Annotated in this window: 12 protein-coding genes and 1 pseudogene; 4 read left to right on the top strand and 9 right to left on the bottom strand. The window is 66.2% G+C overall.

Annotation, left to right across the window (positions count from 1 at the left end; genetic code table 11):
* The 4 genes from DU475_RS20545 to radA form a co-directional block, all read right to left on the bottom strand.
* Window positions 1-510, bottom strand: a 510-nt coding sequence (locus tag DU475_RS20545; RefSeq protein WP_164633170.1) for an SDR family NAD(P)-dependent oxidoreductase, incomplete at its 3' end; no start/stop codon positions are given.
* Between the two features lie 149 nt (window positions 511-659).
* Window positions 660-2189 (bottom strand): amidophosphoribosyltransferase, encoded by a 1530-nt coding sequence (gene purF / locus DU475_RS20540; protein ID WP_142882898.1) that lies wholly within the window; start codon window positions 2187-2189, stop codon window positions 660-662.
* 23 nt (window positions 2190-2212) lie between these two features.
* Window positions 2213-2848, bottom strand: a complete 636-nt coding sequence (locus DU475_RS20535) for a CvpA family protein (RefSeq protein WP_013502059.1) — start codon at window positions 2846-2848, stop codon at window positions 2213-2215.
* Between the two features lie 213 nt (window positions 2849-3061).
* Window positions 3062-4519, bottom strand: coding sequence for a DNA repair protein RadA (gene radA / locus DU475_RS20530; RefSeq protein WP_142882897.1), 1458 nt, complete (start codon window positions 4517-4519; stop codon window positions 3062-3064).
* A 149-nt stretch (window positions 4520-4668) separates the two neighbouring features.
* On the opposite strand from radA, the gene DU475_RS20525 reads away from it, so the two are divergent.
* Window positions 4669-5061, top strand: coding sequence for a NifB/NifX family molybdenum-iron cluster-binding protein (locus DU475_RS20525; protein ID WP_013502061.1), 393 nt, complete (start codon window positions 4669-4671; stop codon window positions 5059-5061).
* A 107-nt stretch (window positions 5062-5168) separates the two neighbouring features.
* Entirely contained in the window at window positions 5169-5423 is a 255-nt protein-coding gene (locus DU475_RS20520; protein WP_164633169.1) for a hypothetical protein, read from the top strand.
* A 134-nt stretch (window positions 5424-5557) separates the two neighbouring features.
* Here the strand turns inward: DU475_RS20520 and alr are convergent, their stop codons facing one another.
* Window positions 5558-6805: an alanine racemase gene (alr, locus tag DU475_RS20515; protein ID WP_164633168.1), complete on the bottom strand. Its 1248-nt coding sequence runs from the start codon at window positions 6803-6805 to the stop codon at window positions 5558-5560.
* 67 nt (window positions 6806-6872) lie between these two features.
* The gene (locus tag DU475_RS20510; protein WP_013502064.1) at window positions 6873-8369 is read right to left on the bottom strand and encodes a replicative DNA helicase; all 1497 of its coding nucleotides are present in this window, start codon (window positions 8367-8369) and stop codon (window positions 6873-6875) included.
* Window positions 8370-8768: 399 nt separating this feature from the next.
* Here DU475_RS20510 and DU475_RS20505 point away from each other — a divergent pair, with 399 nt between their 5' ends.
* The gene (locus tag DU475_RS20505) at window positions 8769-8972 is read left to right on the top strand and encodes a hypothetical protein (protein ID WP_041807240.1); all 204 of its coding nucleotides are present in this window, start codon (window positions 8769-8771) and stop codon (window positions 8970-8972) included.
* A 22-nt stretch (window positions 8973-8994) separates the two neighbouring features.
* Here the strand turns inward: DU475_RS20505 and DU475_RS20500 are convergent, their stop codons facing one another.
* Window positions 8995-10248 carry a cyclopropane fatty acid synthase gene (locus tag DU475_RS20500; protein ID WP_164633167.1) on the bottom strand — a complete coding sequence of 418 codons (1254 nt, stop codon included), beginning with the start codon at window positions 10246-10248 and terminating at the stop codon, window positions 8995-8997.
* A 307-nt stretch (window positions 10249-10555) separates the two neighbouring features.
* Between DU475_RS20500 and DU475_RS20495 the strand changes: the two genes are divergently transcribed.
* Window positions 10556-11488, top strand: a complete 933-nt coding sequence (locus DU475_RS20495) for a hypothetical protein (protein ID WP_349644215.1) — start codon at window positions 10556-10558, stop codon at window positions 11486-11488.
* A gap of 87 nt (window positions 11489-11575) precedes the next feature.
* Here the strand turns inward: DU475_RS20495 and rplI are convergent, their stop codons facing one another.
* A complete protein-coding gene (rplI, locus tag DU475_RS20490; RefSeq protein ID WP_047307112.1) occupies window positions 11576-12163 on the bottom strand; it encodes a 50S ribosomal protein L9 in 588 nt (195 codons plus the stop codon).
* A 36-nt stretch (window positions 12164-12199) separates the two neighbouring features.
* Window positions 12200-12501 (bottom strand): annotated as a pseudogene (locus DU475_RS20485) (hypothetical protein); the annotation flags it as partial.

Here is a 12501-nt window from a genome sequence, read left to right as displayed (position 1 = left end):
CTGCACCAGCGTTTCCAGCGCCGCCTTCGAGGCCGCATAAGGGCCACGATAGGCCGGCGCCTTGCCGCCGGCGCGCGAGGTCAGGAACACCGCACGGCCGGCATCGGATGCCCGCAGCAGCGGTTCCATGCAGCGGACGAGCTGGAAGTTCACATTGAGGTTGATGCCGATCACGTCGAGCCACGGCTTCAGATCGATATGGCCGAGCGGCGATGATGGTCCGGCGATACCGGCGTTGCCGACCAGCACGTCGAGTTTGCCGTGGCGTTCGTAGATCGTGCCGCCGAGCCGGCCGATCGCCTGATAGTCGGTGAGATCCAGCGGGACCAGCGTCAGCGGATGGCCGCCGTCCTTGCGGACCTCGTCGTCGAGTTCTTCCAGCCCGCCCTGGGTGCGGGCGACGGCAATCACATGGGCGCCGGCCTTGGCGAGCGCCTTGGCGGTGGCGTAGCCGATGCCGCGCGAGGCGCCGGTGACGAGAGCGATGCGGGAAGCGAGAGGTTGGGTCATGGCGAGGTCCGGCTCAAGATATATCGGACTTCCTCATACGCGGACCGGACCCGAGTATCCATCCTCTAAAAGAGGTATCTTCAAACGCTGGGTTCAAAGCAAACGCCGCCACCGGCGAAGCCGGTGACGGCGTTTGGGCAGATCGCGGCTCAGCTCGCTTCGGCCAACAGCGACAATTGCCGCGGCGCCGATTCGGTCTGGTTGAGATCGGTGAGGCCGGTCGGATAGTCGCCGGTAAAGCAGTGGTCGGTAAATTTCGGCAGCGCCGGGTCGCGGCCCGGTTCGCCCATTGCGCGGTAGATGCCGTCGACCGACAGGAAGGCCAGCGTATCGGCGCCGATCAGGTCCCGCATCTCTTCGAGCGAATGCGTGGCGGCGAGCAGGCCGGCGCGGTCCGGCGTGTCGATGCCGTAATAGTCGGGATGGGTGATCGGCGGCGAGGCGATGCGGAAGTGCACCTCGCGGGCGCCGGCATCGCGCATCATCTTGACGATCTTCCTGGACGTGGTGCCGCGGACGAGGCTGTCGTCGATCAGCACGATCCGCTTGCCTTCGATCGCGGCGCGGTTGGCCGAATGCTTCATCCGCACGCCGAGTTCGCGGACGCTCTGGGTCGGCTGGATGAAGGTGCGGCCGACATAATGGTTGCGGATGATGCCGAGCTCGAACGGCACGCCCGACTGGCGCGAGTAGCCGATCGCCGCCGGCACGCCGGAATCCGGCACCGGTACCACCACGTCGGATTCGACGTGGCTCTCGACTGCGAGCTGGGCACCGAATGCCTTGCGGACGTCGTACACCGAGCGGCCGCCGACGATCGAATCCGGACGCGCGAAGTAGATGTATTCGAAGATGCAGGGGCGGGGCGCCTGCGGCGGGAACGGCTTGTGGCTGGTGACACCGTGGCGATCGAACACGATGACTTCGCCGGGCTCGACGTCGCGGACGTAACGCGCGCCGATGATGTCGAGCGCGCAGGTCTCCGAGGCGAGGATCGGGCAGCCGTCGAGCTCGCCGAGCACCAGCGGGCGGATGCCCAGCGGATCGCGGGCGCCGACCAGCTTCTTGTTGGTCAGCGACACCAGCGAGTAGGCGCCTTCCAGCGCCCGCAGCGACTCGATGAAGCGTTCAATGAAGCGTGTCTTCTGGGAGTGCGCGACCAGATGCAGGATCACCTCGGTGTCGGTGGTCGACTGCATGATCGCGCCGCTGCGGATCAGTTCGCGCCGCAGGGTGAGGCCGTTGGTGAGATTGCCGTTGTGGCCGACCGCGAAGCCGCCGGCATTGAGCTCGGCGAACAGCGGCTGGACGTTGCGCAGGATGGTCTCGCCGGTGGTCGAATAGCGGACGTGGCCGATCGCCGAATTGCCGGGCAGCCGCGCGATCACGTCGGCGCGGGAGAACGTGTCGCCGACCAGACCGAGCCGGCGCTCGGAATGAAACCGGCCGTTGTCGAACGAGACGATGCCGGCGGCTTCCTGGCCGCGGTGCTGCAGGGCGTGCAGCCCGAGCGCGGTGATCGCTGCGGCTTCGGGGTGGCCGAAAATGCCGAACACGCCGCACTCTTCGCGCAGCGTGTCACCATCGGTATCGAAAACGGTATCGTCGAGGATGTGCTGGTCGCGAGCGTCCGAAGCGGGCGTTGCGGCGTCGTCGGAAGAGCTGGGCATCGCGTCCATCGCGCCTCTCTTGTGGGACACGCTCAGCGCGTGGCCGGTTTGCCCTCTATCAGGTTTTTCAGGCCGTCACGGGCGGGTTTGCTGTAGCCGTCATTGGCACCGGGCGCAGCCGAATCCTCGGTCTGCTGCTGGTCTTCGTCCGGCTTGTTCTTCTTGAACCGCTTCAAGATGGTATTTTCAGGGTCGTCCGGCAAGAGCGTCATCAGCCAGTCACCGGTTCCTTGCAGGACGGTGCGCGACTTGGCGTTGGTGACCCATTCGGGGCGCTGCTTGTCCGGCACCAGCCAGTTGAAGAACAGATACGCCACCACCACGATCAGCAGGCCGCGGGCCAGACCGAACATAAACCCGAGGGTGCGATCGAGCGCGCCGATGCGCGAATCCAGGATCATGTCCGAGATCCGCACCGTGATGATCGACACGATGATCAGGGTGCCGAGGAAAACGCCGGCGATCACCACGATGGCCGCGACCGTCTCGGACGAGAAATAGGTCCGGGCCATCGGCATCAGCTTCTGGAACGCGTACAGCGTCACCAGCGCGGCCGCGCCCCAGGCCGCGATCGACAGCACTTCGCGCATGAAGCCGCGCACCATCGCGAGCAGGCCGGACACCAACATCACCGCGAGAACGACGAGATCGAGGATGGTAATCGGCATCGGCAGGTCAGGTCCGCTCGGTCAGCACAACGGCGAATCGGCGTGCACGGGGTCGGCACAGGTGACGGTGGTATGGCACGCGGCGCAAGGCGAGAAAACCACCCCCGTCCGCCTCGCCACAGCAATGTTCCGCTGGGTTAAAGCTTGGTGGCCGGATACGTTCAGCTTGCGCGGGCGTTGTATAGCGGCGCACCCCCGAAACGTCACGCCGCTTCAACCCTCCTGGCGCCGGAATCGCGCCGGTGTTGCATTTGAGGCAGCTTTGGTCCGCGGCGTACCATCGTCGTGGCTCCGCCGCGTGCCGCGCGCGGCGATGTCCGCGACCAGGCTGGACAGCCCGCCGACCGATTGCAGCGCCAGCCCGGCATCGGCCGGGGCTTCGCCGCGGGTCTGTTCCGGCAGCACCGCACGGGCGAAGCCGAGCTTGGCGGCTTCCTTCAGCCGGGCCGGGGTCTGCGCCACCGGGCGAACCGCGCCCGACAGCGAGATCTCGCCGAAATACACCGCGTCCGGCGGCAGCGGCGCGTTGGCCAGGGACGACACCAGTGCGGCGGCGGCGGCGAGGTCGGCGGCGGGCTCGTTGATGCGCAGGCCGCCGGCGACGTTGAAATAGACGTCGTAGCCGCTCAGCTTGACGCCGCAATGCGCCTCCAGCACCGCCAGCACCATCGACAGCCGCGCCGAATCCCATCCGACCACCGCGCGCCGCGGGGTGCCGAGCGTCGAAGGGGCCACCAGAGCCTGTAATTCCACCAGCACCGGGCGGGTGCCTTCGATGCCGGCAAACACCGCGGTGCCCGGCGAGCCGAGGTCGCGCTCCGACAGAAACAGCTCGGAGGGATTGCTGACTTCGCGCAGGCCCAGCCCGGTCATTTCGAACACGCCGATCTCGTCGGTGGGACCGAACCGGTTCTTCACCGAGCGCAGGATCCGGAACTGCTGCGATCCTTCTCCCTCGAACGACAGCACCGCATCGACCATGTGCTCGACCACGCGAGGACCGGCGATCTGGCCGTCCTTGGTGACGTGGCCGACCAGGATGATTGCCGCGCCGGTCTTCTTGGCGAAGCGGATCAGCGCCTGCGCCGAGGCGCGGACCTGGGTCACCGTACCCGGCGCCGACTCCACCGTGTCGGTCCACATCGTCTGAATTGAATCGATCACGATCAGCTTCGGCGTCGCGCCTTCGGACAGCGTCGCGATGATGTCCTCGACCGAGGTCTCGGCGGCGAGTTCGACAGGTGCGGAGGCGAGGCCCAGCCGTTCGGCGCGCAGCCGTACCTGGGCGATCGCTTCTTCGCCCGAGATGTAGACGGTGCGATGTCCGGCCTTGGCCATCAGGCTGGTGGCCTGGGTCAGCAGCGTCGATTTGCCGATGCCGGGATCGCCGCCGACCAGCAGCACCGAGCCGCGCACGAAGCCGCCGCCGGTGACGCGGTCGAGTTCGGCCATGCCCGACGGCAGCCGCGGCGCGTCGTTGCTCTTGCCGGCCAGCGACTCCAGCTTGAACGTCCGGCCGCGGCGCTTGGCGCGGATCGACACCGGCACCGCGTTGTCGCCGGCCTCTTCGACCAGCGTATTCCACTCGCCGCACGCCTCGCATTTGCCCTGCCAGCGATTGAACGCCGCGCCGCAGTTCTGACAGACGAAGGAGGAGGTGGCTTTGGCCATCGCGTGCTCGGGTGGATCGGGGACAGACACATTCTTGATGTTCACATTTTGTTCTGTTCGTCAACGGTCCAGCAGACAGACACCGAAGTTTGTTCGAGAATGCGGTGGACTCCGGGCGCCCGCCCGGGGCGTAATTGGGGAAGCCGGACATGAAAATCGCCATTCCAACCAAGGATTGGCTCACCATCAGCGGCCACGCCGGGCAGGCGCCGCGCTGGCTGGTCTATGATCTGGCCGGACACCGCGCTGGCGAGCCGTTGCCGGCACCGGCTCGGATCGAATTGGTGAAGGAGCAGCTTCCCCATTATTTCAAGGACGACGGCCCGCATCCGCTCGACGGAGTCGAACTGATCGTGGCCGGGAGCGCTGGCGACGGCTACGTCCGCCACATGAAGAAGCGCGGCGCCGACGTGCTGCTGACCGGCGAGACCGACCCGGCGACCGCGATCGATCTGATCATCAAGGGCGAAGATCTGCCCGATCAGAGTTTCGACATCACCACCACGCTGTGCCGATTGCGCGATCTGTTCGCGCGGCATTGAGCTTCGGGGCGCGCTGCGCCGGCGGAGGGAGCATCACCGCCGCCGCGATGATCCGCCCCGGGGGGACGCTTCCGGAACGGCCGCCGCTCGGCTACGTTCAATCCGCTATGCGAGACGACAGACATCGGGACTACGAGCGGCGGAAATGGCGGCAGGTCGTCGGCCATTTCGGGATGGGCGCGGCGTTCGGGGCGCTGTTCGCAGCGATCGTGCTGTACAACAATTACTTCGGCCTGTCGGGCGTGATCGCCACCAGCGAAGCGCCGGCCCTGGTGCGGATCGTCTTCGTGGTCGGTGTGTCCGGTTCGTTCGCCTTCATGGCGGCGATCACCGGATTTCTGTTTTTGGTCCACGAGGACTGAGCCTGCTGGCCGATCCGGTGACAGGCTTCGTCATCGCGAGCGCAGCGAAGCAACCCACAGACGCGGTGGACTGCGCTCGGGATCGCTTGGTCGCTGCGCTCCTCGCAATGCCGCTGAGAGTTCGTGCTTGGGACTCAGCCGGCCGAGGCGGTGGGTAGGCCTTCGCCCTCGGCAGCCTTGTTCTCCGTCTTGGCGTCGCCGCCTTTGTAGATCCGCGTGTAGCGCGGTCCGAGACTGGTCAGCACTTCGTAGCCGATCGTGCCGAAGTGATGGCCGAGTTCGTCGACGGTGATGCCGTCGCCGATCAGGGTCGCCATCATGCCGCGCCGGGCGGCGTTGGCGGGCAGGTCGGTGACGTCGACCGCGAGCAGGTCCATCGAGATGCGGCCGGCGATCGGGCAGCGTTCGCCGGCGATGATCACCTCGGCGCCGCGGGTGCCGTCGCTGGAGCCGGCGGCGCGGAAGTAACCGTCCGCATAACCGGCCGACAGCACCGCGATTTTGCTCGGGCGCCGTGCGCTCCAGGTCGCGCCGTAGCCGACGGTGTCGCCGCGCTCGACGCTGCGGACCTGCACGATCCGCGCCTTCAGGTCGACCACCGGCTGCATCGGATTGTCGGCTTCCGGCGTGGGATTGATGCCGTACAGCGCCGCGCCGGGTCGCACCAGATCGAACGCGAATTGCGGGCCGAGGAAGATCCCCGAAGACGCCGACAGTGACGCCGATACGCCGGCGAACTGACCGGCGATTTCGCGAAACGCGGTCACCTGCCTGGCGTTCAGCGGATGATTGACGAGATCGGCGCAGGCGAGGTGACTCATCACCAGCGTGATGCCGTGGTCGCCGGCGACGATCCGCGGCACGATGCCTTGCGCCTCGGTGATCGTCAGGCCGAGCCGGCTCATCCCGGTGTCGATGTGCAGGGCCGCGCCGCCGCGCCAGCCGGTGCGGCGGCAGAACACGTCCCATTCGGCCAGTTCGTACAGATCGCCGATCACCGGTTGGCAGTTCAGCCTGGCGAATTCGTCGCCGGAATAAGGGAAGAACCCGTCGAGGACGTAGAGTGTCGCCTCCGGTGCGACCTCGCGCACTGCGCGGGCTTCGCCGAGCGTCGCCACGAAGAACGTCTTGCAGCCCGCGCCGAGCAGAGCCTTGACCACCGGGCCGGCGCCGCAGCCATAAGCGTCGCCCTTGACCACGCCGGCGCATTCCGACGGCACCGCGGTCTTTTCGAGCTTGCGCCAGTTCGCAACCAGAGCGTCGAGATCGATGGTGAGAATGCCGGACGCGGCCGCGGTGGCCGCGGCGAATTCGGCGGCTTTTCCCGCCTCCGGTGTCAACAACTCGGCAACGGTAGCGTTCGGATCGGGGAGGATGTGCATGGCGCACCTTATGCTTTGCCTGCGGCCCGTTCAACGGCAGCCGGCGCGGCTCAGGTCCGCTCCGGCGTCAAATACGTTCCGGCAGGTGGCTGTCGTCGGTGAGATCGCTGAAGCGGGTGAACTGACCTTCGAACTGCAGATCGACGGTGCCGGTCGGACCGTGACGCTGCTTGGCGATGATCACTTCGGCCTTGCCGTGGACCAGCTCCATGTCGGTCGCCCACTTCTCATGTTCGGGAGTGCCCGGCCGCGGCTCCTTGTTCTGCAGATAGTATTCTTCGCGGTACACGAACATCACCACGTCGGCGTCCTGCTCGATCGAACCTGATTCACGCAGGTCCGCGAGCTGCGGCCGCTTGTCGTCGCGGGATTCGACCTGACGCGAAAGCTGCGACAGCGCGATGACCGGGATGTTCAATTCCTTCGCCAGCGCCTTGAGGCTGGTGGTGATCTCGGTGACTTCCTGGACGCGGTTGTCGCCCTTCTTGCTCGAGCCCTGCAAGAGCTGGATGTAGTCGACCACCAGCATGTCGAGGCCCTTCTGCCGCTTCAGGCGGCGGGCGCGGGCGGTGAGCTGCGCGATCGACAGGCCGCCGGTTTCGTCGACGAACAGCGGCAGCGACTGCAACTCGATCGAAACGTCGCGGATCTTGTCGAAGTCGGCTTCCGAGATGCCGCCGCGGCGGATCTTGCTCGAGGCGATCTCGGCCTGCTCGGCGAGAATACGGGTCGCGAGCTGTTCGGCCGACATTTCGCAACTGAAGAAGCCGACGATGCCGCCGTTGACGGTCTTGGTCGAGCCGTCCGGCTGCACCTCGCCGCGATAGGCCTTGGCGACATTGTAGGCGATGTTGGTGGCGAGCGCGGTCTTGCCCATACCGGGGCGCCCTGCGAGCACGATCAAGTCGGAGTGCTGCAAGCCGCCCATCCGGGTGTCGAGGTCGCGCAGTCCGCTGGAGATGCCGGACAGCTTGCCGTCGCGCTGGAACGCCTTCGCCGCCATGTCGACGGCGGTGGTCAGCGCCTGGGAGAATTTCTGGAAACCGCCGTCGTAGCGGCCGGATTCCGCCAGCTCATACAGCCGGCGCTCGGCGTCCTCGATCTGATTGCGCGGAGCGAAGTCGACCGGAGCGTCGTAGGCGACGTTGACCATGTCGGTGCCGATCCCGATCAGATCACGGCGCAGCGACAACTCGTAGATCGTCCGCCCATAGTCCTGGGCGTTGATGATGGTGGTGGCTTCGGCGGCAAGCCGCGCCAGATACTGCGCGACCGTGAGGCCGCCGAGATCGAGATCGGCCGCCAGGAACGTCTTCAGCGTGACCGGGGTCGCGATCTTGCCGGCTCGGATGATGCTGGCCGCGGTTTCGAAGATGGTCTGATGGATCGGCTCGAAGAAATGTTTCGGCTCGAGAAAGTCCGACACCCGATAGAACGCATCGTTGTTGACCAGGATCGCGCCCAGCAGGGCCTGCTCGGCCTCGATGTTGTGGGGCGCGGTCCGGTATGCCGGCACGCCGGGTTCCGGCGCGAGCTTCAGAACGTTCGAATCGGTTGCAGCCATAGCTCTCGAATATCGGGTCGATTTTGTCGGATGCGGGGCGCGACTAAAGCGCCGATTTCGGCGGGAGCGAAAGCGGCATTCGCGCGTTATGCACCAGCGCGACAAGAGTGTGGATGACCGCTGGAGCGGCCGTCGCCTGCGCTTGACGCGTTCCGGCCGCGACGGCGGAAGGATTGAACCTTCTGCCGTTGTCCGGCGACAGTTCAAAATGAACGGTCGAGACAGATCGAACCGCTCCGGTCGGGGATTCGTAAGAATTTTCGGCTAGGATAGCGGAAGACGCGATCATCGAGGCGCCCGCATTGTGGGAAGCTCCAACAAGGTGACGCGACACAGGGCAAGAGCGTCGAGGACTCCGCAGCCGCTCGCGGATCACCTCGGATGATGGACACAGCGCAGATGGCACAGCAGTATTGCCACCACCACTCCGATCGCGATTGGCTGAACTTGCTGATCGACTCCTTCGAGCGCGCATCGGCCGAAGAGGCCGAGCACAGGTTGTGCGACAGCGCGTTGGTGTGCGCTGCGCAGGCCCATCTGGCACGGCCGCTGCCGCAAGAAGCGGATCGGGAAGGTTGCCGCCGACTGGTGAACTGCAGCTAGCGCATGATGCCGGCCGGCGCTCTTACTCGCCGGCGAGTTGCAGCCGCGGTGGACGCTCGTTTTCGATCGACGCCAGCCGCCGCTCTTCCGCAGCGATATAGTCTCGCGTGATCGGCACCACGCCCTGGCGCCGCGTGAGCTGGATCTGGAACACCATGGTGTTCTGTTTGCGAAACGACATTTCCGCAGCCGCCAGATAGAACTCCCACATCCTGACGAAACGGGCGTCGTACAGCCGCTCCGCTTCCTCGCGACGGGCCAGGAAGCGCTCGCGCCATGCCCTCAGCGTTTCGGCGTAATGCAGCCGCAGGATCTCGATGTCGCAGACCAACAATCCGGCGCGCTCGATCGCCGGCAGCACCTCCGACAGCGCGGGCAGATAGCCGCCGGGGAAGATGTACTTGGCGATCCAGGGGTTGGTGAAGCCGGGCCCTTCGGAGCGGCCGATCGAGTGCAGCAGCATCACGCCGTCGTGCTCGAGCAATTCGGCACAGCGTCGGAAGAAGGCGTCGTAATGTGCGACGCCGACGTGCTCGAACATGCCTACGGAGACGATGCGGTCGAACGGGCCGCCGGGGACGTCGCGATAGTCCTGCAACATGAAGCGGGCCCGACCGGCGAGGCTGCGCTCGGCCGCGCGGGCGTTGGAGACCTGGAGCTGCTCCTGCGACAGCGTCACGCCGGTAACGTCTGCGCCGCAAGTCTCCGCCAGATACAGTGCCAAGCCGCCCCAGCCCGAACCGATGTCGAGTACCCGCTGCCGCGGGGCGGCGAGCAGCTTGGCGGCGATATGCCGCTTCTTGGCGAGTTGAGCGTCATCGAGGCTGGCGTCGGGCGTTTCGAAATAGCCGCAACTGTATTGCCTGTCGGCGTCCAGAAACAGCGCGTACAGCCGGCCGTCGAGATCGTAGTGACGTGCGACATTGTCGCGCGATCGGCCGCGCGGGTTGAACTGGTGCAGCGTCCTGACCCAGTAGCGGACCAGCCCGTGAAATCTCGCCCAGTCCGGTGTCCAGTCAGGCTGATCCATTGCCACAGCGAGCAGGTCGGCGATCGTGCCGTGCTGCATCACGAGGCCGCCGTCCATGTAGATCTCGCCCAGGGCGAGCTCCGGATCGCGCAGCAGGCGACGTTGTGCCGCGGCGCTCGTCAGCCGTGCGTGCACCGGCTCTCCGGTGCCGTCTCCGCAAGTAAATGTGGTGCCGCTCGCGGTGGTGAAGACGATGGTGCCGCGTTGAATGAAGCGGCTCAGCAGCAGACGAAACAATCCGTCCATCGGCAGGCCTCGCTCTCGGGCGCCGACCCTGAGCAGCGCCTCGACTGCTACAACACTGGCCTTGCGGCTTGTTCCTGTCGCGTCGCCGCAAGCACCGCGATCGAAGTATAGTCAAGCATCGCAGGTATCATTAGTGACATGAGCGTGAGGCTGAGCTGCTGCCTCATTTCATGCACCGTGATGTTCCATCTCTGCGCTTCCAATCATCTCACAATTCGCTAAAAGGTCACCGCCGCGGCTGCGGTGATTTTTTGCATCGGAGGGCTAAATGGTAAGCCGATCGCTCAGTTCGGTAGCGGTATTGCTCGTGCTCGGGGTTGCCGTCGCACAGCCCGCCCGAGCCCAGAATTTGGAAGCGGGCAAGAGCTCGGCGCAAATCTTCTCGAGCACCTGCGCCGTCTGTCACAAGAGCCCGCGCGGGCTGCTTCGGACGGTGCCGCCGAACGCCGCAGCGTCGTTCCTCAGGCAGCACTACACCACCAGCAGCGACATGGCCGCCATGCTGGCCGGCTATCTGGTCGCCAATGGCGGCACCGATGCGCGTGGCAGGCAGGACGCCCGTCCGGAGTCGAGGGCGCGCCGGCAACGCCGGGGGGCCGAGGAAGCCGCCAGGCCCGAAGAGGTCGCTCCTCCCCAGCAAGCCGAAGAAGGAAAGAGCCAGCGCAGCCGGAACACCAAACGCCGCCCCGCGCCGCCGGTCGAAACAGAGGAGCCGGCCGCTGCGCCGGCTGCAGAAGCCGAACCCGCAGCGGCGCCTGCGCCCGAGGCCAAGACCGCGAAGAAGCGCGGCAAGGCCAAGCGTACCCGCGAGAAGCCGGCCGAGCCCGCTGCCGCAAAGCCGGACACCCCTGCGTCCGAGCCGGGCAAAGAGCCGGGTAAGGAACCGGGCAAGGAGGAGGCGGGGTCTGCGCCCAAGCCCGGTGCGACCAAGCCAGCCGCTGCGCCGGCTGCCGAGACCCCGGTGCGCTCCGATCCGGTACCCGCAGTAACCCCGGCACCGAAGGCGGCCGAACCCGAAACGCCGAAGCCTCAGACCCCCGAGCCTTCGGGGATCAAGCCACCTGAGTCGGCGGCGCCCGTGTCCGCCCCGGAACCGAAGCCGGCTCCGGCTCCGGCTCCGGCTCCTTCGCCGGCGGGGCCGCCGGCCGAGAAGTCGTCCGAGACTGTGCCGGCGCAGCCTCAGCCGTCCACCGAGTCGCCGCCGTCGGCCGGCTCGACCGAGGCGCCGGCCGCGAAATAGTCCGCTCGCTTCCTGGTCGAAGATAGAAAAAGCCCGGCCTGATGCGATCAGGCCGGGCTTTCATTTTGATCGGACGCGAGCAGTAGCTTACTGCTCGGCCGGCTGCTCTTCGCCGAACTGCGCGTCCGGATCGAAGAATTCGCCGGCGGCGGCCAGCGCCTCGGCGGCGGCGTCTTCGTCCTCGCGGCGGGTGGAGATGTCTTCACCGCGATTGATCCGCTCGGCTTCCTCGGCGCTGCGCGCCACGGTGACGGAGACGGCGACTTCCACTTCGGGATGCACCGCGACCTGGATCGAGTGCTTACCGATGGTCTTGATCGGCGCGTCGAGCAGCACCTGGCTGCGGTCGATCTTGACGCCTTCGGCATCGAAGCTCGCGACGATGTCGCGCACCGAGACCGAGCCGAACAACTGGCCGCCTTCCGACGCCTGGCGGACCACCACCACGTTCTGACCGTCGATCTTCTCGGCGACCTTGGCGGCTTCGGCCTTGGCGGCGATGTTGCGCGCCTCGAGGTCGGCCTTCATGTGCTCGTACTTCTCGCGATTGGCGGCGGTGGCACGCAGCGCCTTGCCGCGCGGCAGCAGGAAGTTGCGCGCAAAACCATCCTTGACGCGAACCAGTTCGCCCATCTGGCCGAGCTTGGCGACGCGTTCCAGCAGAATGACTTCCATCGTGATCTCCTTAGTCGTGTGTTTGCGAATGTCGTTTCAGTGAGAGGGTGGAGGCGGCATCGAGCGGCGCTGGAAGTAGCGCTGCCGGAGATTGAGAAAGGCGTCACCGAGGCCGAGCACGATCAGGCCGACCGCGGGCCACAGGAAGATCAGCATCAGCGCGTAGGCCGAGCTGAGCAGGAACAGGCGGTTGCGCGCCGCCATCGTCACGGTATGCAGCGTCGCGGCGCCGGTTAGTCCGTAGGCCACGAACAACGCTGCACTGATCGTCTTGCCGAACATCGACGTCAATCCGCCGACGAAGCTCAAGGCCAAAGCCAGCGACAGCACCGCCAGCG

It is taken from the genome of Rhodopseudomonas sp. WA056 (genome assembly GCF_010906995.1).
In the GTDB taxonomy this organism is placed as follows: domain Bacteria; phylum Pseudomonadota; class Alphaproteobacteria; order Rhizobiales; family Xanthobacteraceae; genus Rhodopseudomonas; species Rhodopseudomonas palustris_G.
Note: the sequence above shows the minus strand (reverse complement) of the source record. Positions and strands in the feature narration are given on the sequence as shown.